This is a genomic window from Absiella sp. AM09-50 (assembly GCF_003433845.1).
In the GTDB taxonomy this organism is placed as follows: Bacteria; Bacillota_I; Bacilli_A; order Erysipelotrichales; family Erysipelotrichaceae; genus Hoskinsella; species Hoskinsella hominis.
This window is the reverse complement of record NZ_QVFI01000002.1, coordinates 193,798-217,352: the sequence shown is the minus strand read 5'-3', so window position 1 is coordinate 217,352 and position 23,555 is coordinate 193,798. Positions and strand designations below refer to the sequence as shown.

At 35.8% G+C, this 23,555-nt stretch carries 24 protein-coding genes; 21 read left to right on the top strand and 3 right to left on the bottom strand.

Features of this window, described 5'->3' with window-relative positions:
• The first annotated feature begins 65 nt into the window (after positions 1-65).
• From DW114_RS03500 to DW114_RS03480, 5 genes are all read left to right on the top strand, one after another.
• The gene (locus DW114_RS03500; RefSeq protein WP_117452410.1) at positions 66-326 is read left to right on the top strand and encodes a GroES family chaperonin; all 261 of its coding nucleotides are present in this window, start codon (positions 66-68) and stop codon (positions 324-326) included.
• A 19-nt stretch (positions 327-345) separates the two neighbouring features.
• Positions 346-1,965 carry a chaperonin GroEL gene (gene groL, locus DW114_RS03495; protein WP_117452409.1) on the top strand — a complete coding sequence of 540 codons (1,620 nt, stop codon included), beginning with the start codon at positions 346-348 and terminating at the stop codon, positions 1,963-1,965.
• Between the two features lie 135 nt (positions 1,966-2,100).
• The gene (locus DW114_RS03490; protein ID WP_158552156.1) at positions 2,101-3,978 is read left to right on the top strand and encodes a diguanylate cyclase domain-containing protein; all 1,878 of its coding nucleotides are present in this window, start codon (positions 2,101-2,103) and stop codon (positions 3,976-3,978) included.
• A 13-nt stretch (positions 3,979-3,991) separates the two neighbouring features.
• A complete protein-coding gene (locus tag DW114_RS03485; protein WP_117452407.1) occupies positions 3,992-4,462 on the top strand; it encodes a hypothetical protein in 471 nt (156 codons plus the stop codon).
• Between the two features lie 127 nt (positions 4,463-4,589).
• Complete coding sequence (locus DW114_RS03480) at positions 4,590-4,793, top strand: hypothetical protein (protein ID WP_117452406.1); 204 nt, start codon at positions 4,590-4,592, stop codon at positions 4,791-4,793.
• 24 nt (positions 4,794-4,817) lie between these two features.
• On the opposite strand, the gene bcp is transcribed toward DW114_RS03480, so the two are convergent.
• Positions 4,818-5,279, bottom strand: coding sequence for a thioredoxin-dependent thiol peroxidase (gene bcp / locus DW114_RS03475; protein ID WP_117452405.1), 462 nt, complete (start codon positions 5,277-5,279; stop codon positions 4,818-4,820).
• A gap of 94 nt (positions 5,280-5,373) precedes the next feature.
• On the opposite strand from bcp, the gene DW114_RS03470 reads away from it, so the two are divergent.
• Positions 5,374-6,225, top strand: a complete 852-nt coding sequence (locus tag DW114_RS03470) for an HAD family hydrolase (protein WP_158552157.1) — start codon at positions 5,374-5,376, stop codon at positions 6,223-6,225.
• 67 nt (positions 6,226-6,292) lie between these two features.
• A complete protein-coding gene (locus DW114_RS03465) occupies positions 6,293-7,342 on the top strand; it encodes a LacI family DNA-binding transcriptional regulator (RefSeq protein ID WP_117452403.1) in 1,050 nt (349 codons plus the stop codon).
• Positions 7,343-7,379: 37 nt separating this feature from the next.
• Here the strand turns inward: DW114_RS03465 and DW114_RS03460 are convergent, their stop codons facing one another.
• Positions 7,380-8,207, bottom strand: coding sequence for a phosphotransferase (locus DW114_RS03460; protein ID WP_117452402.1), 828 nt, complete (start codon positions 8,205-8,207; stop codon positions 7,380-7,382).
• A 73-nt stretch (positions 8,208-8,280) separates the two neighbouring features.
• On the opposite strand from DW114_RS03460, the gene DW114_RS03455 reads away from it, so the two are divergent.
• Genes DW114_RS03455 through DW114_RS03440 form a run of 4 tightly spaced genes read left to right on the top strand, consistent with a single transcriptional unit; the run spans position 8,281 to position 11,631 of the window.
• Positions 8,281-9,954, top strand: coding sequence for a B12-binding domain-containing radical SAM protein (locus DW114_RS03455; RefSeq protein ID WP_117452401.1), 1,674 nt, complete (start codon positions 8,281-8,283; stop codon positions 9,952-9,954).
• The gene (gene rdgB / locus DW114_RS03450; protein WP_117452400.1) at positions 9,951-10,538 is read left to right on the top strand and encodes an RdgB/HAM1 family non-canonical purine NTP pyrophosphatase; all 588 of its coding nucleotides are present in this window, start codon (positions 9,951-9,953) and stop codon (positions 10,536-10,538) included. The genes DW114_RS03455 and rdgB overlap by 4 nt, the downstream gene beginning before the upstream one ends.
• 2 nt (positions 10,539-10,540) lie before the next feature.
• The gene (locus DW114_RS03445; protein ID WP_117452399.1) at positions 10,541-11,050 is read left to right on the top strand and encodes a tRNA (cytidine(34)-2'-O)-methyltransferase; all 510 of its coding nucleotides are present in this window, start codon (positions 10,541-10,543) and stop codon (positions 11,048-11,050) included.
• The gene (locus DW114_RS03440; protein WP_117452398.1) at positions 11,047-11,631 is read left to right on the top strand and encodes a hypothetical protein; all 585 of its coding nucleotides are present in this window, start codon (positions 11,047-11,049) and stop codon (positions 11,629-11,631) included. Before DW114_RS03445 ends, DW114_RS03440 begins: the two co-directional genes overlap by 4 nt.
• A gap of 24 nt (positions 11,632-11,655) precedes the next feature.
• Here the strand turns inward: DW114_RS03440 and DW114_RS03435 are convergent, their stop codons facing one another.
• The gene (locus tag DW114_RS03435) at positions 11,656-11,904 is read right to left on the bottom strand and encodes a DUF3892 domain-containing protein (protein ID WP_117452397.1); all 249 of its coding nucleotides are present in this window, start codon (positions 11,902-11,904) and stop codon (positions 11,656-11,658) included.
• Positions 11,905-12,231: 327 nt separating this feature from the next.
• On the opposite strand from DW114_RS03435, the gene DW114_RS03430 reads away from it, so the two are divergent.
• The 10 genes from DW114_RS03430 (at position 12,232) to pyrE (ending at position 23,542) form a co-directional block, all read left to right on the top strand.
• A complete protein-coding gene (locus DW114_RS03430; protein ID WP_117452396.1) occupies positions 12,232-12,813 on the top strand; it encodes a hypothetical protein in 582 nt (193 codons plus the stop codon).
• A 426-nt stretch (positions 12,814-13,239) separates the two neighbouring features.
• Positions 13,240-13,857: a type III toxin-antitoxin system ToxN/AbiQ family toxin gene (locus tag DW114_RS03425; RefSeq protein ID WP_117452395.1), complete on the top strand. Its 618-nt coding sequence runs from the start codon at positions 13,240-13,242 to the stop codon at positions 13,855-13,857.
• Between the two features lie 239 nt (positions 13,858-14,096).
• Positions 14,097-14,999: an aspartate carbamoyltransferase catalytic subunit gene (locus tag DW114_RS03420; protein ID WP_117452394.1), complete on the top strand. Its 903-nt coding sequence runs from the start codon at positions 14,097-14,099 to the stop codon at positions 14,997-14,999.
• Positions 14,996-16,276: a dihydroorotase gene (locus DW114_RS03415; RefSeq protein ID WP_117452393.1), complete on the top strand. Its 1,281-nt coding sequence runs from the start codon at positions 14,996-14,998 to the stop codon at positions 16,274-16,276. The genes DW114_RS03420 and DW114_RS03415 overlap by 4 nt, the downstream gene beginning before the upstream one ends.
• Positions 16,273-17,343, top strand: a complete 1,071-nt coding sequence (locus DW114_RS03410) for a carbamoyl phosphate synthase small subunit (protein ID WP_117452392.1) — start codon at positions 16,273-16,275, stop codon at positions 17,341-17,343. The genes DW114_RS03415 and DW114_RS03410 overlap by 4 nt, the downstream gene beginning before the upstream one ends.
• A gap of 3 nt (positions 17,344-17,346) precedes the next feature.
• Positions 17,347-20,547 (top strand): carbamoyl-phosphate synthase large subunit, encoded by a 3,201-nt coding sequence (carB, locus tag DW114_RS03405; RefSeq protein WP_117452391.1) that lies wholly within the window; start codon positions 17,347-17,349, stop codon positions 20,545-20,547.
• Between the two features lies 1 nt (position 20,548).
• Complete coding sequence (locus DW114_RS03400; protein ID WP_117452390.1) at positions 20,549-21,295, top strand: dihydroorotate dehydrogenase electron transfer subunit; 747 nt, start codon at positions 20,549-20,551, stop codon at positions 21,293-21,295.
• Positions 21,295-22,206, top strand: a complete 912-nt coding sequence (locus tag DW114_RS03395; RefSeq protein WP_117452389.1) for a dihydroorotate dehydrogenase — start codon at positions 21,295-21,297, stop codon at positions 22,204-22,206. The genes DW114_RS03400 and DW114_RS03395 overlap by 1 nt, the downstream gene beginning before the upstream one ends.
• A complete protein-coding gene (pyrF, locus tag DW114_RS03390; protein ID WP_117452388.1) occupies positions 22,203-22,904 on the top strand; it encodes an orotidine-5'-phosphate decarboxylase in 702 nt (233 codons plus the stop codon). Before DW114_RS03395 ends, pyrF begins: the two co-directional genes overlap by 4 nt.
• Entirely contained in the window at positions 22,904-23,542 is a 639-nt protein-coding gene (gene pyrE, locus DW114_RS03385; RefSeq protein WP_117452387.1) for an orotate phosphoribosyltransferase, read from the top strand. Before pyrF ends, pyrE begins: the two co-directional genes overlap by 1 nt.
• Positions 23,543-23,555: the final 13 nt, after the last annotated feature.

Genomic DNA, 23,555 nt, shown 5'->3' with positions numbered 1-23,555 from the left:
GTATAATATATGGTGTTAGCAGTAATGAACTGCGAGTGCTAAAATGATGAAGGAGGTACTTTGAAATGTTAAAACCATTACACAAGAACGTCATTTTAAAGAAAGAAGAAGTAGAAAAGAAAACAGCAAGCGGAATTATCTTGACTGAGCCAAACAAGACACAGCCAAGCATTGCTACCGTAGTAGCAGTTGGACCAGACAGTGAAGCGGATATCAAAGAAAATGACCGCGTTGTTTACAAAGAATATTCTGGTACAAAAGTTAAAGTAGATGAAGTAGAATATATCATCATCGAAGATGAAGATATCTTAGCTGTGATGGCTTAATCAAGGAGGTAATGGAAAGATGGCAAAAGAAGTTCGTTTTTCAAAAGATGCAAGAGATGCAATGTTAAAAGGTGTAAATACACTAGCTGATGCTGTACGTGTAACATTAGGACCTAAAGGACGTAATGTCGTACTTGAAAAAGAATATGGTTCTCCATTAATTACCAATGATGGTGTCAGCATCGCAAAAGAAATTGAATTAGAAGATAAATTTGAAAATATGGGTGCAAAACTGGTTTATGAAGTAGCAAACAAAACCAATGATACTGCAGGTGATGGAACAACAACTGCAACAATTTTAGCCCAGAGCATGATCAGCAACGGTTTACGTCAGGTTGAAAAAGGCGCAAATCCAGTCCTGATGAGAGAAGGTATTGAATATGCCAGCAAGGAAGTTGCAAAACACATCCTTGATAAATCTCGTAAAGTAGAAACAAGTAATGATATCGCAAGTGTTGCGGCAATTTCTAGTGGAAGCAAAGAAATCGGTCAGATTATCGCAGAAGCAATGGAAAAAGTTGGACGTAGCGGTGTAATCTCTGTAGATGAATCTAATGGTTTTGATACAGAATTAGAAATCAGTGAAGGTATGCAGTATGACAAAGGATATGTTTCTCCATACATGGTAAGTGATCATGAAAAAATGGAAGCTGTTCTTGAAAATGCGTTTGTCCTTGTAACTGATCAGAAAATCAGCAATGTTCAGGAAATCCTGCCATTATTAGAACAGGTATTACAGGCAAACAAACCATTATTGATCATCGCAGATGATATTGAAAATGAAGTCGTATCTACTCTTGTTGTCAATAAATTACGTGGTACATTCAATGTTGTAGCTACAAAAGCCCCAGGCTTTGGTGACAACCAGAAAGATATCTTAGCAGATATCGCAACTCTTACAAATGCAACTTTCTATTCTAAAGATTTAAGCATGGATCTAAAAGAAATGAAGATTGAAGATTTAGGTACTGTGAAGAAAGTAGTTGTCACAAAAGACAATACAACTATGATCGGTGGTGCTGGTGATAAAGCAGCAATCGAAGCACGTATCAATGAAATCAGCGCACAGATGGAAAACTGCAAGAGCGAATATGATAAGAAACGTTATGCAGAACGTCTTGGTAAATTAAGTGATGGTGTCGCAATCATCAAAGTTGGCGCAACAACAGAATCTGAATTAAAAGAAAAGAAATTACGTATTGAAGATGCATTAAATGCAACACGTGCTGCTGTTGCTGAAGGTATCGTTATCGGTGGTGGCGCTGCTCTTGTGGAAGCTTATAAAGCATTAAAAGATGAATTGAAATCTGAAACAGTGGATGTTCAAAAAGGTATCAAAGTGGTATTTGATGCATTGTTGGCACCAATTGAACAGATTGCTGAAAATGCAGGATATAACGCTGAAGAAATCGTAGAAGCTCAAAAACATGCAGAAGAAAATGTTGGATTTGATGCGAAGAACGGTGTTTGGGTAAATATGTTTGATGAAGGCATCATCGACCCTACAAAGGTAACAAGAAGTGCATTATTGAATGCCGCAAGTATTTCTGCTCTGTTCTTAACAACAGAAGCTGGTGTTGCTGCTATCAAAGAAAAAGAAGCACCAATGCCTCCTATGCCACAGGGTGGAATGTACTAAGATAAAATCAAGGCAAGATACAAAACATCTTGCCTTTTTTATAACATAAATTTCCACGCATGCCCTAAATCATGATATACTTAAGCTGTATATATTTATGTTTTGTGCATGCATGTGTAAATGGGGTGGCTAGACATGAACAAAAGAAGGTCGTTTATCACAATCAGTATATCTGCATTAATGGCGGTTTCCATTCTGGTTTTATGCCTGTTAACATTTCAAACTAATCACAAGGTATTTTTTGATGCAGCAGTAAATCAAACATTAGAAACCATTCACGTGATCCGTGATCTTGGTGTAGAGAAGGTAGAATCACAAATTAAAAATTTAAAAATGGATGTTGAAGGCCAGATTAAAGAACACCATGATATCCTTTTACATGGCTCACAAATGGAACAAGCAGATGCGTTGTCTAATATGTTATTACCAGAAGATGGCATTGATTATGTTTTGGCTAATAGCGATGGTACAATGCTGGATGCAAAAGGAAATATCATAAATTGGAAGAATGAATTAGATTTAAACGAGGCATTTAAAAATAAGAATACTAGTGTGATTGAACCAGATTTTACATCTGATCAACAATATGTGTTTGCAATCGCTTCACCTCTTTTGGAAAATGGAAAAATAAAATCTTTACTGGTCATACGTCTAGATGGTTTTTGTATCAGTCATTGGTTAGAGAGTATTCAATTTGATACAGGAGAGGGCACTGCTTATATCGTAAGAAAAGATGGAAGAAATATTGCGTCCGCACGTGAAGAAAACTATGATTGGATCACGACAAAATACAATGCACAGGAAATTAAAGATCAGGATGAGGAATCTAAAACGGTTGCTGATTTAGAGGCACAGGCATTGAATGGAAAAACAGGATATGGATCATATTTGTGGGAAGGTTCTCGAAATTATCTGACTTATGCACCAATAAAGGAAACTGGCTGGGGATTATATGTTGGATTTTATGGAGAATTAATGAATAACTTTATTGAACAAAGCGCTGGAAGAAGTATGATTAGCAGTGCACCATTCTTTATTATTCTGGCAGCATTCTTAATTTTATTATATAGTTATACGAATTATAACTTAAAAAAAGAAAAACAATATGCCAATGAATTATTACTTCAAAAAAAGGAAATTCAACAACAGGCAGAAGATATAAAAATGAATGAAGAACGCTTTCGTGTAGCTCTTGCACAAACCAATAATATCCTTTTTGAATATGATTTACAAACAGGTGGTATTACAAAGTTTTACACCACAAAAATCAAACAAATCACCAGCTCTTTAAACGATTTAAAGGAACAGATTTTTATGAATGGAGAACTGGATGATGAATCATTAGAAAAACTGCAAAAGATGCTTTTAGAAACACGAAAAGGTATTTATGATAACGAATGTACCATAAAGGTCATGTATTCTAATGGAAAATTTGCATGGTATAAAGTATCTATTTCACCTTTATCTGAACAAAGAAAACGTGTTATTGGCATTATGAAAGACATCACAAAGGAAAAACTAGGAGAATTGGATCCATTAACCGGCTTATTGAATAAGCGAGTTATGAATGAAAAAACGGCTGCTTATCTTCAAAAGATTCAGGAGCAGGAAACTTGTGCTTTATTGATATTTGACATTGATGATTTTAAAAATATCAATGATCAGTTTGGACATCCAGAAGGCGACAAAGTCATTATGAAAACTGGTAATTATCTAAAACAGGTATTTAAAGATAATGCCTATGTTGGTAGAATCGGTGGAGATGAATATTGTGTATTCTGTTTTAATATCTCGAAAGAAGCATTAGAAGGAAAACTTAGATGTTTTTATCAGGAAGCTTTTAGAAATGAAAAAAAATATATCACGTTTAGCTGTGGCGTTGTGTTTGGTCATCATTTAAGAAATATCACTTTTGAAGAATTATATAAACAAAGTGATCAGGCATTATATAAAGCCAAACATCAGGGAAAGAATCAATATTGTATACAAGAGATTGCATCCTTAAAACAATAGAAAGAAGGATTATATGGCAGGTCATTTAGGATTTTCTTATATTGGTGTTATATTTTTGATGATGTTGATGATACCAAATATTATATGGACAAAGCATCAGCCAAAAGGATATGATCCTATTGGAGAAAATAAAATATTATTACTGTTTGAGCGGATTGGACAGGTGCTGGTATGCACATGTGCAATTATATTTTCAGATTTTAATATTCATGATACATGGCAGGCAAATATCTGGTTGATCATCGCTTTCATCTGTATGTTGTTATATGAAGGATTTTGGATGCAATATTTTAGAAGTGAGCAATCTTTGCACGATTTCTATAGTGATTTTTTACATATTCCACTTGCTGGCGCAACCCTTCCAGTACTTGCCTTTTTCTTGTTAGGAATACATGGTCAGGTAATTTGGATGTTGCTTTCTATCACGATTTTAGGTATCGGACATATTGGCATTCATCTTCAGCATGCATTACAATTGTCGTAATCACGCAATGTAACCGCCTCTATTGTACAAAAATGAAGGGTCATTTCCAAAATTTCTTTAACCCGTTGACCTATTTGTAGGTTTCAACTACAATTAAGGTATAACCAACGTTAAAGGGGGATTTTTGATGAACGTCAGAATAAAGACATCCGATAAGATTTTATTATTTCTTGCCACTATGTTAATGCTGTTGAATACTTTAGGATTTGTATTTCAGGTATTTGGCACAAAAATCGGTCATGTACTAAGTCTTTTTAACTGTATCAGCATTACAGCAATTTATTTTTTAGATAAAAAGCCATTTGATCGAAAACCCACGAAAGCATCATAAAAAAACCAGCACTGCTGGTTTTCTTTATAACTGATTTAAGAATGCTAAAATTTCACCAGCATTTTTATCCGGACTTGCTTTTGGATATGTCTGAATAATCATGCCATCTTCATCAATCACATAAGTGCTTCTGGTAATACCCATATATGTTTTTCCATATAATTTCTTTTCTTTCCAACAATCATAAGCCTCAATGACTTTGTGGTCTACATCACTTAATAAGATAAAAGGCAGTTCGTATTTCTTTTTGAAATTCTGATGAGCCTTCTGGGTATCTTTACTGATGCCAATAACCACAACATCTTCTTTTTTAAAGCCATCATAAGCAGCTTTGAAAGCACATGCTTCCTTTGTACAACCCGGGGTATTATCTTTTGGATAAAAATAAATTACAACTTTCTTTCCTTTAAAATCATGTAAAGAAACTTCATTTCCCAATTCATCTGGCAAGGTAAAATCAATTGCCTTTGTACCTATCTCTAACATATTATCACTCCTTGTTTTTATTTTAACATAAATTTGGTGTTGGAATACAGTGATTTGAATGGTAAAATATACCCTGGAGAAAGAGGTAGATAAAATGATCAAATTAGTAGCATGTGATTTGGATGGTACTTTGCTGGATGGTACCCACAGCATTCCAAAAGAAAATGCAGAAGCAATTAAACAGTTACAGGAAAAAGGAATCACCTTTATGAGTGCAACTGGAAGAACATATGACAGTGTTGTTTCCATATTTGAACCACATGGCATTACCTGTAATCATCTATTGGTAAATGGCGCAATGATCGCTGATGAAAAGGGAAATGTCTTATTTGAAAATCCAATGAAATTAGAAAATGTCAGGGTTGTTATGGAAATCATGCAGGGACAGGATTTGTGCTACAATATGTACACAAAAGAAGGAACTTGTACACCAGATATAGAAAAAGCCAAACGTGAATTTATCGAACATATGAAACAGCATGGCCTAGAAGAAACGGAAATCATAGATGTGATGGAGCGGAATGCTTTTTGTAAGTATGAACGTGAAATCAAGGATATCGATGCTTACTTAAGTGAGAAACCAGTCATTTATAAAATGGAAACATTCGGTGGGAATGTGGAAGTTGCACGCAAGGTAAAAAAACAACTGAGTGAACATAAAGAACTGGCATTATCTGATTCTATTTCAGAAAATATTGAGATTACAGAAGTCAGTGCACAAAAAGGTACGACTCTAATGCAATATATCAAACGCATTGGCATCAAACCTGAAGAAGTAGTGGTTATTGGAGATAGTATGAACGATCTTTCCATGATGCAATTATTTCCACACAGCATTGCGGTAGGCAATGCCACACAGGCAATTAAAGATGCCGCAAGTTATGTTACCAAAACAAATGACGAATATGCAGTCGCATATATTATAGAAACTATCTGTAAGGCTTAAAAAAGCCTTTTCATTTGAGAAAAAATAAGGTAAAATAAAAAGCAAAGGCAAAGAGAGGATGTTTGTTATGAAAAAACCTACCATTGCAGATGTTGCAGAGAAAGCGGGCGTATCAAAACCAACGGTTTCACGTTATTTGAAACAGGAAAACGTAAAGCCACAAATTGCAGAAAAAATTCAGGCGGCCATTGATGAATTGGGATATGTGCCAAAAGGCGCATCCGTAAAAGAAGAAACATTATTTAGTGCACCTGAGAAAAAAGAGCCAGTCAAAAAAGAAGAAGTGAAAAAACCAAAAGCCAAAGCAAAGAAAAGTGTTGAGAAAAAAGGTTATAAATTAGCACTTCTAACAAAAGATTTAAGTGATTATCGTACTAGAACGATGCTGAAATATCTTCAACAGACTTTATCTGCAGCTGGATGTATGCTTCAAATCGTTATGACAGAAGGAAAAGAAGAATTGGAAGAACAGTACCTGACAACTTTTATTGTACAAAATGTAAATGGTATTCTGATCGAAAGCTGCAGCAGTGCTGAATTTATCATGAAACAGCTTCGCACAACTGCGATTCCTTATGTATTCTTACGCAGTCATATGGAAGGCAATGATGTAGCGATGGATGAAGTGCATGCCGCAAATCTTCTGGCAAAATATCTGTTGGATAAACAGCATTTGATTATACGCTACCTTGGCAGTGATGAAGAATTGACGAAAGATCATTTAGAAGGTATCCGCAATGCATACCATGCTTTGAAACAGCCAATTGATATTATTCCTGTCATTAGTGATGGTACCTATGATGACCTGTTTGAAAAGATTAAGGATGTATTTAAAGAAAAAATCGATCTGCTGATTCTGCAATCAGATGAAATGGCAATTCCGGTAAACAAATATCTAAAAGAATATCATATTTCTGTTCCTCAAAATGTATCTATGGTATGTTTTGGTGGTACTTCCATTACGAATGTCATGTCACCGGCAATCACATCACTACAATATGATTATGAAGCTTATACATCATATGTATGTCAGTGTTTATTTGCCATGATTGAAAAGAAAATGCTGCCAGAAAAGAAACCATTCTATCGTGTAGAAGAAAAGGACAGTGTAAGATAACGAAAAAAGAACCACAACATGTAACGTGGTTCTTTTCTTATGCTTGATTCTTCTGCATCAATGCCTGATATTTATCCATTGCAATATCTTTATATACATCTTCACGGCGGCTTTCATACATCATCATTGCCCAATAACACCAAAGATAATTATGGAAGTTCTCCCATAAATCCAATTCTTTTCTTATCTGATCATTCATTTCATCAAAATAAACAGCATAGAAGCGTTCACGAAGAGTTTCATCTGTAATCTGATTTTCACTTAAAAAGCTCATAACATCAAATAAAGGATCATTATCAGCAGCATATTCATAGTCAATCAAATATACACGTTGATTACAAAATAACATATTACCATCGACCCAGTCATTATGACACAATACTTTTGGATTGTTTAAATGAGAAATGCTATCTTCTATCCATGCAAATTCTGATACATCCACACATGGATGCTGCACCTGAGATTGATAATTGCGTAAACGTTTGAGTGGGTCAAAATCTTCATGAATCAGTTTATGTAACCCATGAAATTTCTTCATCAAAGCCGCGACCTGTTCAATCTTATTTTCATCCTGACATTCTCCATATGTCAAAGCGTTTTCCATATAACGGGTTACTTTATAACCGCTGATTTCATCATAATAAATGGTTTCTACATCAATATCGGCATCTTTAATCGCTTCTAACGCCAGCGTTTCATGGTGTCGCTCCACGATTTGATCTGCATCACTGCCAGGTACTCTCAACACCAGTTTTTCATTGTTCATCTCTAATAAATAATTGTGGTTGGTCAATCCTTTTTGCATATCTTCCAACACAATATCTGTATTAAAAAATAAAGAATCCATTAAATCTTTATAGTCCATCAATAATCACCGCCTATTATCATAGCATATTTTACGTAAATTTGGTAAAATACTAACGAGAAGGTGAAAATAAATGAACATTATGCTTGCTAGTTGTAATGCCAAATATATACATAAAAACCTGGCTATCCGCTGGTTGTATACCACATCCCCCTGTAAGGAAGATGTTATCATCAAGGAATATACCATCAAAGATGATGTAAAACGTATCGCAAAAGAAATCATGGAACAAGGTGTTGATGTCTTATGTTTGAGCACATATATCTGGAATATTGAAATTCATAAAGCATTGATTAAAACCATCAAAGCATTAAAACCTGAAATACATGTCATTGTAGGGGGACCTGAAGTCACCTATGAATCTTATGATTTATTAGAGGAAGGCGTCGATGCCATTTGTATTGGAGAAGGAGAAAAATGCATTTGGGAATATATTGAAATGTTAAAACAGCCAGTTGCTTATGAAGTAAAAGGCATGTATACCAAAGCATATCCCAACAAAGAATATCAGCGTGTTGATTTAACATGGCTGGAAAGTTTTGATGATCCTTATTTTATGGAGATGGATCAATCCCATATGAAAGATCGTTATTTATATCTTGAAACAAGCAGAGGATGTCCTTATGGCTGTACCTATTGCTTAAGCAGTGCTGATCGTTGTGTACGTATGTTTTCTGATGATTATGTTTTTCATCTGTTGGAGAAAATCAAAGATAGTGATGTAAAACAGGTGAAGTTATTAGATCGTACGTTTAACAGTAATCCCAAACGTGCCCTTGCTATCGCAAGATATATGAATACATATTGCGTAAATCAAATATTTCAATTTGAAATTGTCGCAGAAACACTGAGTGAAGAATTATTAGATTTCTTTTGTGAAGAAGCCGATGTCACACGCTTTCGATTTGAAATCGGTGTACAATCCTTCCACCAACAGACCTTAGAATCTGTCGGCAGGATACAAAACAATAAACGTTTGAAAGAAGTCATAGAGCGCCTTCGTAAAGCAGGTTGTACAATGCATGTAGATTTGATTGCCGGCCTTCCTTATGAAGATTTAGAATGTTTTCATAAATCCTATGATGAACTATTCGCTTTACAGGCAAGTGAAGTACAATTAGGTATCTTAAAATTATTAAAAGGTACCAAACTAAAATCCCAGCAGGAAGAATATGGCTTTCAGTATTCTATCATACCACCTTATGATATCCAGAAAACCAATTGGCTGAGTGAAGAAGAATTACAATCCATTCATCATTGTGCCGATGCAACTGAAAAATTCTGGAACAGTGGAAAGCTTCGTTATACTTTATCACAAGTATTGAAACAAGGCTGGTATACAAGTCCTTTCACCATGTTTATGGCATTAGGAAAAGCATATGCGAAATTGCCACGTCCTTATCAGCCATATCAATTGTTTACCTGTGTAAAAGATATTCTAAAAGATCAAGATGAAATGATGGTGGATGCACTCTTATTGATGGAATATTATGCTATCCATAAACAGCGTCCAAAGCGCTTTATAAAATCTTATGTATCACTGGAAAAAAAGAAAGAATTGATGTATCATTGTGTAGATGCAGGCATTGGAAACCAGGACCAGCTGTTTCGTTATGGACTTATAGATCTTGGATATGATAATGGTCATATATGTTATCAGCTCGTAGTGTACAATACCTCACAAAGCTATCCAAAACAATACTTAATTGATAAAGATACGCTGGAAATAAAGGAGTGGAAACGATGAAACAGATTATGATTGCGACAAGTAATGCGCATAAAGTAGAAGAATTTAAACGTATGTTACAACCATATGGCTATGAAGTAAGAAGCCTGCTTGATTTAGATGAAGAAATAGATATTGAAGAAAATGGAACCACCTTTGAAGAAAATGCATTGATAAAGGCCAAAACCATTTATGATAAGTTGCATATCGAAGTAATCGCAGATGATAGTGGTCTTGCGGTCAATGCGATGAATGGAGAACCTGGTATTTACTCCGCACGTTTTTTAGGCAGAGATACCAGTTATGATGTAAAGAATCAATATATCATTGATCAGGTAAAAGATGCGCAAGATAAAGGAGCACAATTCGTATGTGCGATTGCCTATATCGATGCAGATGGACATGAAAATGTATTTACAGGTGTTGTAGAAGGAGAAATCTATGATCATATCGAAGGTGCGAAAGGCTTTGGATACGATCCAATCTTCTATTATCCGCCATTTAAAACTACATTAGCGAATGTGAGTGAAGATCAAAAGAATGAAGTCAGCCATCGTGGAAAAGCAATTCAAATGCTTTTAAATTATATGAAAGAAGGTAAATAACGATGTTACATTTGGTATTATATGAACCAGAAATTCCTCAAAACACAGGAAATATGATGCGTACATGTATGGCAACAGGAAGTGTGTTGCATTTGATCAAACCATTAGGCTTCTCATTAGATGAACAGCACTTAAAACGCGCTGGCATGGATTATGTAAAAGAGCTGGAATATCATGTATATGAAAACTGGGATGAATTTGTATCCCAGCACCCTAGTGAAAACTATTATTATATGACAAGATATGGAAAGAAAGCACCAAGCCAGTTTGACTTTACAGCATGTGAGGGAGATATTTATCTTGTATTAGGAAAAGAAAGTACAGGTATTCCAAAAGAAATACTTTCCCAGCATTTGGATCGTTGTATGCGTTTGCCAATGGTTGCCAATGCCAGAAGTCTGAATTTAAGCAATTGTGCAGCAATTATCATTTATGAAGTATTGCGACAGTTAGATTATCCAGGCTTATCCGGCGTAGAAGTCATCAAAGGGGAAGACTGGTTAGAAAAATGATGCTGCCTTATGATGCGTGGATCGATACAAGAGAAAAACGTGTCCATGTCTGTATGTTGATATTTCTGATTGTTTCTATCATCTTTATCATTCCATATATTTTATTAGGCATATTATTAGTATCCCGTGGTTCTTATACCTCATTATTTGAAATGCTGTCTTATCCAATTTTAGATTCTAGTTATATATCACGAGTCATCTTGGATGCGATATCATTGACGAAAGTAACGCCTTTAGGAATATTAAAGTTATTGTTAGAAAATATCGGAACAATGGAGTTGTTAGAAGGATTTGTCTGTATCATGGCATACGCACTCTATATCAATAAAAAAAAGACAACTTATGTCATCAGTTTGCTGTTGGCAGAATTTATTGTCTGTACGATTCTTGTTGTGATTGCTTTACGTGCTTCTTCTCTTAATGGCGCAATTATCTATATCCGATTGATTGGTCAGGTATTTTTAATTGTCAACATTGTATTATTGGTAATAGCATTTCTATCTTTGCATATAACGATAGGAAATTATAAAGAAAGCTTAGCTTATGAAGTAGAAGAAATAAAAGAACATATGGAAGATTAATTTCTCCATATGTTCTTTTTCATACTAGAATTCTTTTAAGTTTCTTAAGTTTGTTGATTCATCTCCGTCATTTACTCCACGGATATGACGTGCACCATCACGGCCAGTAAAAGGCAATGCATTTTCAATCAAACCTTGTTCAACTGCTTCTAATGCCTGTTCATAATCATAAGTGTTTCCTTCTGCATCTTTAAACTCACTTAGAGTTCCATCAGAATTACGACGTGCTGCCACAAACTTAGTGCTCTGTTTTTTAGATTTTTCTTTTTTCATTTTTAATTACCTCCTGACATTATTGTGAACCTGCATGTGAGTATTATGCGAAAAGTTTATTGATAAAATATGGAAAATGAGGGAGTATCCATTAGATTATGCAGATAGAATGCCTTCCTAATTATTGTATAGATAAAGAAATCTATAGTTTTTGCATAATGCAAGAGTATGAAAAACTTAAAAATTGCTATTTTAAATTTACCAATCCATACTCTTTGTTTAATCTGTTTTTTTGGATTTTTATAAATAATCTTTAATGCTGTAGAAATCATGATATAATAGTGGCGTGAACTGTTGTGAACTATAAAACAACTTAGGAGGTATACTATGAAATCGCAATCATTTATAAATAAGGATTTTGAGCTAAATTGGCAAGTTATCACTATGAACGATTTAAATCAAAGTGTTTCAGTAGAAGCAATGAGATATGATGACGAAGTGATAGGTAGTATAATAAAACAAATTTGTATGTATATGAAAACTTCAAAGAAAAGTGAATATATGAAAAAATTTGATGCTCTACACTATGATATATTTGATCAGATTGATGATCTAGATTTATCAGAACATCAATTACTTTATCAAACATTTCGAATAGGACAATTATTCGCTTTTATAAAAATCGAGGAATTTATGGATAACTTAAAAGAAGAAAGCGTAAATCCTAAAACAATATTAGATTTGAATTGTCATATGATAGATATTATAAAAATAGTTTATAAAGAAAGACGAATCACACACCAAGAATTAGCAGACAAGCTAGGTTTACAAAAAAATTATTTGACGAATATTATGAAAAAGGTATATACATATGATATATTCGATGTTGAAAAAATAGGAAAAAATAAATGGTATGAATTAACAAAAACAGGTATGGAAATTTATTTTTATATTATGGATAATGTTTGATGATGAATCATCATTTATGATTTTTTTGAAAATTGTGATAAAGATATAGATATAACAATACGAAATACAATATATATAAATATGCAAAAGTTAAGCTTTTCAATATATAGAAACGTATAGAAATAATAGAGAATAAACCATCATAAATTAGATATCCAATATATAGAATTCGTAAGGAAGAATTTATTAATGTTGTACAGACAACTGTGATGCAAAAAAGTTGATCTTTCCTAAATGGTTTGATTTGTATACTAATTGCAAATAGTTAATATTATCATTGACATTTCTTATATAAAATGTATAATATAAGTGAAGGTAGAAATACCTAAAAACGAGAGAGGTCCTGCTTTAGTGGACGATGTAAAACGAGAGAGGTCCTGCTTTAGTGGACGATGTAAAACGAGAGTGGCCTTGCTATAGTAGGCGATGAAAAACAGAGAAGGTCCTACTTTAGTGGACAAAAAAATTGAGATTGCATTAAGCAATCTCAATTTTTATTTAAAATTAAAAAGGGGTGAAAAAATGGATGAATTAACGCTGTTGGATCAAAAGATAAGGTTTTATGAAGTGGAAGATGAATATAGGCGATATTTATATCAATTTGATAAGAAAGTCAGTTTAAAAAGCGATAGAAAATATACGGGAATTATTGTATCTTTAGAAAACATTTTTTATGTAATTCCGTTAACATCAAAACCATTAAGAAAAGATGGTAGAAAAAGAAATAAAAGAACTACTGTAGAAATTTATAATGAGAGTGGTATATTAATTTCGGCGTTATTGATTAATAATATGATTCCTGTTGATTTAAGATATTGTAACTTAGTAAATATAGAAAAAGAAAAATATAAAGATTATTTGATAAGTGAATATACATATTTGAGAAAAAAAGAGGTGATAAAAGAGATATTATTAAAGGTGTCAAATGTATATGATATCGTTAAGCATGATAAAGATGATTTTTTAAAAAGTTTTTGTTGTGATTTTAAATTATTAGAAGATAAGTGTGTTATATATAAGAAACAAAAGCCACATTTAAAATAAGAAAAAACCTCCATAAAAGCAATTACTGAATATTGACATTATTAAGACATTCACCATTCTGCAATATTTTAAAAAAAATCTTGTAAAATGATGTAGAATAAGGTAAAATAGTAACGATAAAAAGGTCCTTTAAGATAATCCAGAGAGGTTATGAAGGCAACATATATTTCCGCTTTAGATATTATAGGTCCTTTTGCATATCAAAATGGACCTTTTTTGTGGTCTGATGGAGGTTGTTTATGAATCAGAATAGTTTGCTAAGAATCAGTGATTTAACGAAAGAAGAACTACTTGACATTCTTAACGATGCTCATGCTTTTTCATGTTCCCATAGAGATTGGCAATTACCTGATCGTACGTTAATTGCTAATCTTTTTTTTGAACCAAGCACCCGTACACATTATTCCTTTGCTTCAGCGGAATTACAGCTTGGTGCCAGGGTTGAAGATTTCAGCGCAGCCGGAAGCAGCGTGGAAAAAGGAGAAACCCTTTATGACACGGTTAAGACATTTGAAAGTATTGGGTACAACGCTGTTGTTATTCGTCACAGTAAAGATGAATACTTTAAAGAACTGGAAAATATCAATATTCCTATTCTGAATGCCGGAGATGGATGTGGAAATCATCCTACCCAGTGCTTATTGGATCTGCTGACGATCTATCAGGAATTTAAGACTTTTGAAAATATCAAGGTGGCTGTCATTGGGGATGTGACACATTCCCGTGTTGCTAACAGTATTAAAGAAGCCATGGCGATGCTGGGAGGAGAAACAAGATTTTCCGGTCCAGATGAATGGATACATAAAGACGAGTCTTATATGCCAGTGGATGAAGCTGTAAAATGGGCAGATGTGGTTATGATGCTTCGTATTCAACATGAACGTCATAAGGAAACCATGGCAATGAGTAAGGAAGAGTACTTGGAAAGATATGGATTAACCAAAAAACGTGCAGAAATGATGAAACCACATGCGATTATTATGCACCCAGCGCCAGTGAATCGTGGTGTAGAAATTGATAATGATCTGGTAGAATGTGAAAAGAGTAGAATCTTTAAACAGATGGAAAACGGTGTGCTAGTAAGAAAAGCTGTTGTGAAAAGAGCATTTGGCTTTGCGCCATTTAAGGATGTGAAACTATGAAGCTGATTAAAAACGCAAATATCCTGCAAGCGGATCATACGTATTGTAAGATGGATGTTGCATATGATGAAACAGGGATCAAAGAAATCAAAGAACATTTAGAGATAGATGCTGATGAAACAATCGATGCGAATGGTCTTGTATTGTTGCCTGGACTTATCGATGTGCATGTACACTTACGTGAACCTGGAAATGAACATAAAGAAACGATAAAAACCGGAACAATGGCAGCGGCACATGGTGGCTTTACAACAGTCATGGCAATGCCAAATGTCATTCCTTATCCAGATAATGTAGAAACAATGAAGGCATACCTTCAGAAAATAAAAGAAGATGCCGTTGTGAATGTCATTCCTTATGGATGCATTACAAAGGGTGAAAAAAGTAAAGAATTAAGTGATATAGCCGGTTTAAGCAAACTTGGCATCCACGCATTCAGTGATGATGGTGTTGGTGTTGCGAGCAAAGATATGATGAAGGCAGCTATGGAAGCCTGTAAGAAAGAAAATGCGATGATCGTGGCACATACGGAGGATATGGATTATCGAAAACCAGGTGCTTGCATGCATGAGGGGATCCGTAACAAAGAACTAGGTTATATTGGTATTCCAAGTGCTTGTGAATATGCGCAAATGCTGCGTGATTTAAAGCTGGCAAAAGAAACTGGTGTGAAATATCATGTGTGTCATATGAGCGCAAAAGAAAGTGTACAGTATTTAAAAGAATATAAAGATATGGGTGTAGATTGCAGTGGGGAAGTCACCGTGCATCACCTGTTGTTGAATGAGATGGATGTAGAAAATCCTAATCATAAAATGAATCCACCATTAAGGGGAAAAGATGATCAGGAAGCATTGATTCAGGGCTTATTGGATGGTACGATTGATATGATTGCAAACGATCATGCCCCACATAGTGAAGATGAGAAAAATAAAGGAATGGTAGAATCACCATTTGGCATAGTATCCATTGAAACTGCATTCCCTTTGTTATATACTCATTTTGTAAAGGATACAGGGCGCTTCACAATGAACCAGCTAGTTCACTTTATGAGTGAAGCACCAGCAAAACGCTTTGGATTTGATAAAAAAGGAAAACTTGCCCCTGGTTATGATGCAGATATGATCTTAGTGGATATCGATCATAAACAGACGATAGATAAAGAAAAATTCTTTTCAAAAGGAAAGAATACCCCATTTGATGGATGGGAAGTTTATGGAAACATAGTCACAACGATTGTGAATGGGACAATCGTATATAAGGAGGAGCGCAAATGAAAAGGCTGCTGATTTTAGAAGATGGAAGTGTTTATGAAGGTATTGGATTTGGTGGCAACAATTACCAGATGGGAGAATTGATTTTCCAGACGGGTATGAGTGGATACCAGGAAATCCTGAGTGATTTGTCTTATTATGGACAGATCGTTATGATGACATATCCTGCCATTGGAAACTGCGGGATCAACCGTGATGACTTTGAAAGTCTGATTCCTAATGTATTTGGATTCGTTGTTAAAGAATATTGTGAAGAACCAAGCAATTTCAGAAGTGATATGAGTCTGGATGAATTCTTGAAAATGAAAAATATTCCAGCAATCGCAGATATCGATACAAGAGAGATCACAAGAAAAATTAGAGATAACGGTGTAATGAAAGCTATGATGGCTGATGAAGGTGCAGATGTAAAAGCCATCGTTGATATGATGAAGCATACAGAACTACCAACAGGCGGTGTGGCAAAAGTTTCTACCCAGAAACCATTCCCAATTCCAAGTCGTGGTAAAAAAGCTGTAATGTTAGATATCGGCACAAAGTTTGCGGTGATTCGTGAATTTAATGAACGTGATATTGATTTATTGGTAGTACCTTACAATATGAGTGCAGAAAAAATTATGGAGCTTCAACCAGATGGTGTAATCTTAAGTGGTGGACCTGGTTCTCCTGATGAAATTCCTGAAACGATTGAAGCAACCAAACAGTTGTTAGGTAAAGTTCCTTTGTTAGGAATTGGCTTAGGTCATGAAGTGCTTGCTTTAGCTTTAGGCGCAAAGATAAAGAAAATGAAAACAGGACATCATGGAAACAGTATGCCTGTACGTAACCTGAAGAAAAACAAGATTGAATTTACAGCTCAGAATCATGGTTATGATTTAGATGAATCCAATATCGATGGTACAGGTATTGAAATCACATATCGTGCATTAAATGATGATTCTGTAGAAGGCTTTACACACAACAAATACGAATTGATTTCTGTCGCATTTGAACCAGAAGCAAGTCCTGGGGCAGATGATCTGAAATACATTTTTGATGAATTCATCGAACTGATGAAGGAAAGGGGATAAATCATGCCAAAGAGAACAGATATTCATAAGATCTTAGTCATAGGATCAGGTCCAATCATCATTGGACAGGCTGCAGAGTTTGACTATGCCGGTACACAGGCATGTACTTCCTTAAAGGAAGAAGGGTATGAAGTTATTCTGATCAACTCCAACCCAGCGACGATTATGACAGATACTGTCATTGCTGATCGTGTATATATTGAACCATTGACCGCAGAATTTGCGAAACGTATCATCTTTAAGGAACGACCAGATGCAATCCTTGGAAGTCTTGGTGGACAGACAGGATTAAATTTAGTTGTAGAATTAGCAGAATCTGGCATCTTGGATGAATTTAATGTAGAAGTATTAGGTACAGCATTAGATGCAATCGAAAAAGCAGAAGATCGTGATAAATTCCGTGAATTAATGTATGAAATCGGAGAACCAGTACCTGCCAGTGTGATTGTTCATACAGTGGAAGAAGCACTTGTTTTCGCAAATGAAAATGGTTATCCAGTGGTAGTACGCCCTGCCTATACCTTAGGTGGAACTGGTGGAGGTTTCGCCAATAATGAAGAAGAATTAAAAGAAATCTGTGCACATGGCTTAAAGATTTCACCAGCAACACAGTGTCTGATTGAACAAAGTATTGCCGGTTATAAAGAAATTGAATATGAAGTAATGCGTGATAATGCGGATAATGCCATCGTTGTCTGCAACATGGAAAATGTCGACCCAGTTGGTGTTCATACCGGAGATTCTATCGTCGTAGCACCTACACAGACACTTACAGATCGTGATTGTGGTATCATGCGTGCAAGTGCATTGAAAATCATTCGTGCATTAAAAATCTGTGGTGGATGTAACGTTCAGCTGGCATTAGATCCTAATTCATTTAACTATTATGTAATTGAAGTAAACCCTCGTGTATCAAGATCAAGTGCTCTGGCTTCTAAAGCAACCGGTTATCCTATCGCAAAACTTGCCGCAAAAGTTGCTGTTGGATTAACACTTGATGAAATCATCAATCCAATTACGCAGACTAGTTATGCCTGTGTAGAACCAACCATTGACTATGTAGTCGCAAAATTCCCACGTTTCCCATTTGATAAATTCCCAAAAGGCGATCGTAAACTGGGAACTCAGATGAAAGCAACTGGTGAAGTTATGTCCATTGGACGTACTTTTGATGAAGCGATGTTAAAGGCTATCCGTTCATTAGAAATGAAAGTGGATTACCTTGAAAAAGCAGAAATCAATGAAATGGATGTCGAAGATTTATGGAAGAAACTGCGTGATAATGATGATGAACGTATCTTTGTGATTACGGCATTGTTAAGAAAAGGTGTCACAGTAGAGGATATTCATAAAGTCACCATGATGGATGAATACTTCTTGAACCGTTTTAAAAATCTTGTAAAATTTGAAACGGTATTAAAAGAAAACAAAGGCAATCTGGAAGTATTGAAGGAAGCTAAGAAAAAAGGCTATGCGGATAGTTATATCGCAAGAGCATGGGATATGAAGGAACGTGAGGTATATGACTTACGTAAGTCTAATCACATCATTCCAGTTTATAAGATGGTAGATACCTGTGCGGGTGAATTTGAATCACATACACCATATCTATATTCTACGTATGAACATGAAAATGAAAGTATCCCAAGCAATAACAAGAAGGTAATCGTATTAGGTGCGGGACCAATCCGTATTGGACAGGGTGTAGAATTTGACTATGCGACGGTTCATTGTGTGAAAACACTTCGTGAATGTGGTTATGAAGCTATCGTTATCAATAACAACCCAGAAACTGTATCAACTGATTACTCTATCTCTGATAAATTATACTTTGAACCATTGACAATCGAAGATGTTATGCATGTCATCGATTTGGAACAGCCATTGGGTGTCATCGTTCAATTTGGTGGACAGACTGCTATCAACTTAGCGGATAAATTAGTAGAACGTGGTGTGAAGATTTTAGGTACTTCTTTACAGAGCATTGATGAGGCAGAGGATCGTCATGAATTTGAAGAAATGTTACACAAATTAGATATCCCTCAGCCAAATGGCGCAACTGCGACAACGGTGGAAGAAGCACTTGTCATCGCGAATCGTATCGGTTATCCAGTGCTTGTTCGTCCAAGTTATGTATTGGGTGGACGTGCAATGGAAATCGTACACAATGATGATGATTTGAAAATCTATATGGCAACAGCTGTAAAAGAAATTAGTCATGATGCACCAATCCTTGTCGATAAATATATCGTAGGTAAAGAACTTGAAATCGATGGTATCTGTGATGGAGAACATGTATATATTCCAGGTATCATGGAGCATATCGAACGTGCCGGTGTTCACTCAGGTGACTCTATCAGCGTGTATCCAGCACCAACCGTATCACAGAAAGTAAAAGATACAATTTTAGATTATGCAATTCGTATCGGTAAAGGCTTTAAATTTATCGGATTATATAACATTCAGTTTATTGTAGATAAAGAAGAAAAGGTATATGTATTGGAAGTAAATCCAAGAAGTTCACGTACCGTACCATTCTTAAGCAAGGTCACAGGTATTCCAATGAGCTATATCGCTACACGTTGTGTACTTGGTCATTCCTTAAAAGAACAGGGATATGAAGAAGGCATTCACAGTGAAAGTGATCGCTGGTTTGTAAAAGCACCAGTATTCTCATTTGCGAAACTGCGTCATGTCGATACAACCTTAGGACCTGAAATGAAATCTACAGGAGAAGCTTTAGGAAGTGATGTGACACTTGAAAAAGCATTATATAAAGCATTACTTGCCAGTGGCATCCGTATTCCAAGTCATGGCAATGTCTTAATGACGATTGCGGATCAGGATAAAGATGAAGCATTATCTATCGCAAAACGTTTCTATGCGATTGGCTATGGTATCTATGCGACAGCTGGTACAGCTGCTTACCTAAAAGAGCATGGCTTATTTGTGAAAACCGTTGGTAAGATCAGTGAACATGGGGAAGATAATGTAGAAGATGTGATTCGAAGTGGTAAAGTCAACTATGTTGTCAACACAATGAGCGTTGAAAAGGAAGCAAACCATGATGGATTTGTGATTCGTCGTACAGCAGCAGAAAATAATATCAGCTGTTTCACATCTCTGGATACAGCCAATGCCATCTTAAGTGTATTGGAAAGCCAGAACTTTACAACAATTTCAATGAATGAACTGGAGGATTAATATGCAGGTAGAAACATGTCTGATCATGCGCAATGATAAGATTGCGAAAAATACGTACCGTATGCAGCTGCAGGGCAAGATTGCCCAGGATATGAAGCCCGGACAATTTGTGAATATCAAAGTGGATGGGTACATGTTGCGCAGGCCAATCAGTATCTGCAGTGTAGAAAGTAAAAATGAATTCGTCATCGTCTACAAAGTTGTAGGCGATGGCACTAAGGTATTAAGTGAGCTAAGCGCTAGAAGAATGCTGGATGTCTTTGGACCACTTGGCAGCAGCTATCCGATTCATGAAGAATTAGATGAAGTGCTGTTGATTGGTGGAGGTGTTGGTGTTCCTCCTTTATATGAACTGGCGAAACAATATCGTGCCATCAATAAAAAAGTTAACGTTGTCTTAGGCTTCAATGATGCCGCAAGTGTGTTCTATGTGAATGAATTTGAAAGACTAGGCGCAAGTGTTGTTGTGGCGACCATGGATGGAAGCTATGGTGTCAAAGGTACCGTCATGGATGCCATCAAAGAAAAAGGAATCACTTGTGATTTCACCTACAGCTGTGGTCCGATTCCAATGTTAAAGGCAGTCGAAAATGCTTATTCAAAAGGATATATGAGTTTTGAAAGCCGTATGGCATGTGGTATTGGTGCCTGCATGGCATGTGTTGCCAAAGATAAAAAAGAGGAAAACATGTATCACCGTATCTGTAAAGAAGGTCCGGTGTTCCCTATCGGAAAGGTGGAATACTAATGGATTTATCAGTAAAACTGCCAGGATTAAACCTGAAAAACCCAATCATTCCTGCAAGTGGATGCTTTGGATTCGGTAGAGAATATGCTGAATTATATGATTTATCAAAGCTAGGTGGTATCGCCATTAAAAGTGCGACACCACAAAAACGTTTTGGTAATCCAACCCCTCGTGTTGCGGAAACACCAAGCGGTATGTTGAATGCTATTGGACTTCAAAATCCAGGTGTTGATGTAATCATGGAAAAAGAACTGCCATGGCTGGCACAGTTTGATACAGAAATCATTGCCAATGTGGCAGGTGCCAGTGAGGAAGATTATGTTGAAGTCATCAAAAAATTAAACAGCAGTGATGTTGTGAAAGCTTATGAATTAAACATCAGTTGTCCAAATGTAAAACATGGTGGGATTGGTCTAGGCACAAAACCAGAGCTTGCCGCAAAAGTAACACGTATGGCAAAAGAAGCTGCCACAAAGCCTGTCTATGTGAAGTTATCTCCAAATGTTACGGATATCGTAGAAATTGCGAAAGCTGTAGAAGAAGCAGGGGCAGATGGTATCGTCATGATCAATACCTTGATGGGTATGCGTTTGGATTTAAAAACAGGAAAACCAATTTTAGCAAATCTTACTGGAGGATTAAGTGGACCTGCCATCAAGCCAGTTGCGATTCGTATGATTTATCAAGTATCACAGGCTGTCAATATCCCAATTATTGGCGTTGGCGGTATTACCAGAGCAGAGGATGTATTAGAGTTTTTGTATGCAGGGGCAAGTGCTGTAGAAGTTGGTATGCAGAACTTTATCGATCCTTATTGTTGTGTTAAAATAATAGAGGAATTACCAGAAGTGTTCAAAAAGTATGGTATTTCAGATATCAAGGAAGCAATCGGAAGGAGTCATAGAGGATGAGTAAAACAATCGTAGCGCTGGATTTTTCAAAAAAAGAAGATGTGATCAGTTTCTTGGATAAATTCAGTGAACCAATTTATGTAAAAGTGGGAATGGAATTAACGTATGCATTTGGATTTGAAATGATTCGTGAAATCAAGGCAAGAGGACACAAAATCTTCTTGGATCTAAAACTGCACGATATTCCAAATACTGTAAAAAACGGTATGAAGAATTTAGCAAAATTAGATGTCGATATCGTAAACTTGCATGCAGCTGGTGGCAGTGCCATGATGAAAGCGGCTATGGAAGGCCTTGTGGAAGGTGCAGTAAATGGAAAACGTCCATTATGTATCGCTGTTACACAGTTAACTAGTACAAGCAAGGAAGCGATGAACAACGAATTATTGATTCCTGGAGAAGTTCAGGACGTAGTCATTTCTTACGCAAAACTTGCGAAAGAAAGTGGTTTGGATGGGGTTGTATGCTCTGTTCATGAAGCAAGAGGCATCCATGAAGCATGCGGTGATGATTTCTTAACCGTGACACCTGGTATTCGTTTGGCAAGTGATTCAAAAGATGATCAAAAACGTGTCGCAACACCAGCATTTGCCAAAGAAGAAGGCTGTGACTACATCGTTGTAGGAAGAAGTATCACAAAGAGTGAAGATCCTTATAAAACATATAACGAAATTGAAGCAATTATGGAGGGAAAATAATGAGCGTAGAAAAAATCGTAGCAGAAAACCTGCTTTCTATCAAAGCTGTATCTTTACAGCCAACAAGTCCATTTACATGGGCAAGTGGAATCAAAAGTCCAATTTATTGTGACAACCGTCTGGTATTAAGCTTTCCAGAAAAAAGAAGTGTTGTTGTGGAAGGTTTTGTAGAAGAAATCAAAGCAAACTACAATGATGCAGACGTCATCATTGGTACTTCTACTGCAGGTATCCCTTGGGGTGCGATGGTTGCGGATAAATTAAACAAACCATTTGGCTATGTAAGAAGTAGCAATAAAACACATGGAAAAGGAAATAAAATTGAAGGTAAAGTAGAACCAGGACAAAAAGTTGTCGTTGTAGAAGATTTAATCTCTACAGGTGGAAGTGTAAAAGATGTTGTTGATTCACTTCGTGAAGCTGGTGCCATCGTCATTGGCGTTGTCGCTATCTTTACATACTTATTGCCAGCAGCTGATGAATGCTTCAAAGCACTGGATGTACCATATTCTACATTAAGCAATTATGATGTATTGATTGGTGTTGCTTTAGAAAACAACTATATCGAAGAAAGTGATTTAGAAAAACTGAAAGCATGGAAAAAAGACCCTAAAGATGAGTCTTGGATGAATAAATAGTAACAATAAAATA

Coding starts and splice junctions, on each gene's coding strand:
- DW114_RS03500 (WP_117452410.1), top strand. CDS start 66: ATGTTAAAACCATTACACAAGAACGTCATTTTAAAGAAAGAAGAAGTA.
- groL (WP_117452409.1), top strand. CDS start 346: ATGGCAAAAGAAGTTCGTTTTTCAAAAGATGCAAGAGATGCAATGTTA.
- DW114_RS03490 (WP_158552156.1), top strand. CDS start 2,101: ATGAACAAAAGAAGGTCGTTTATCACAATCAGTATATCTGCATTAATG.
- DW114_RS03485 (WP_117452407.1), top strand. CDS start 3,992: ATGGCAGGTCATTTAGGATTTTCTTATATTGGTGTTATATTTTTGATG.
- DW114_RS03480 (WP_117452406.1), top strand. CDS start 4,590: ATGAACGTCAGAATAAAGACATCCGATAAGATTTTATTATTTCTTGCC.
- bcp (WP_117452405.1), bottom strand. CDS start 5,279: ATGTTAGAGATAGGTACAAAGGCAATTGATTTTACCTTGCCAGATGAA.
- DW114_RS03470 (WP_158552157.1), top strand. CDS start 5,374: ATGATCAAATTAGTAGCATGTGATTTGGATGGTACTTTGCTGGATGGT.
- DW114_RS03465 (WP_117452403.1), top strand. CDS start 6,293: ATGAAAAAACCTACCATTGCAGATGTTGCAGAGAAAGCGGGCGTATCA.
- DW114_RS03460 (WP_117452402.1), bottom strand. CDS start 8,207: ATGGACTATAAAGATTTAATGGATTCTTTATTTTTTAATACAGATATT.
- DW114_RS03455 (WP_117452401.1), top strand. CDS start 8,281: ATGAACATTATGCTTGCTAGTTGTAATGCCAAATATATACATAAAAAC.
- rdgB (WP_117452400.1), top strand. CDS start 9,951: ATGAAACAGATTATGATTGCGACAAGTAATGCGCATAAAGTAGAAGAA.
- DW114_RS03445 (WP_117452399.1), top strand. CDS start 10,541: ATGTTACATTTGGTATTATATGAACCAGAAATTCCTCAAAACACAGGA.
- DW114_RS03440 (WP_117452398.1), top strand. CDS start 11,047: ATGATGCTGCCTTATGATGCGTGGATCGATACAAGAGAAAAACGTGTC.
- DW114_RS03435 (WP_117452397.1), bottom strand. CDS start 11,904: ATGAAAAAAGAAAAATCTAAAAAACAGAGCACTAAGTTTGTGGCAGCA.
- DW114_RS03430 (WP_117452396.1), top strand. CDS start 12,232: ATGAAATCGCAATCATTTATAAATAAGGATTTTGAGCTAAATTGGCAA.
- DW114_RS03425 (WP_117452395.1), top strand. CDS start 13,240: ATGAAAAACAGAGAAGGTCCTACTTTAGTGGACAAAAAAATTGAGATT.
- DW114_RS03420 (WP_117452394.1), top strand. CDS start 14,097: ATGAATCAGAATAGTTTGCTAAGAATCAGTGATTTAACGAAAGAAGAA.
- DW114_RS03415 (WP_117452393.1), top strand. CDS start 14,996: ATGAAGCTGATTAAAAACGCAAATATCCTGCAAGCGGATCATACGTAT.
- DW114_RS03410 (WP_117452392.1), top strand. CDS start 16,273: ATGAAAAGGCTGCTGATTTTAGAAGATGGAAGTGTTTATGAAGGTATT.
- carB (WP_117452391.1), top strand. CDS start 17,347: ATGCCAAAGAGAACAGATATTCATAAGATCTTAGTCATAGGATCAGGT.
- DW114_RS03400 (WP_117452390.1), top strand. CDS start 20,549: ATGCAGGTAGAAACATGTCTGATCATGCGCAATGATAAGATTGCGAAA.
- DW114_RS03395 (WP_117452389.1), top strand. CDS start 21,295: ATGGATTTATCAGTAAAACTGCCAGGATTAAACCTGAAAAACCCAATC.
- pyrF (WP_117452388.1), top strand. CDS start 22,203: ATGAGTAAAACAATCGTAGCGCTGGATTTTTCAAAAAAAGAAGATGTG.
- pyrE (WP_117452387.1), top strand. CDS start 22,904: ATGAGCGTAGAAAAAATCGTAGCAGAAAACCTGCTTTCTATCAAAGCT.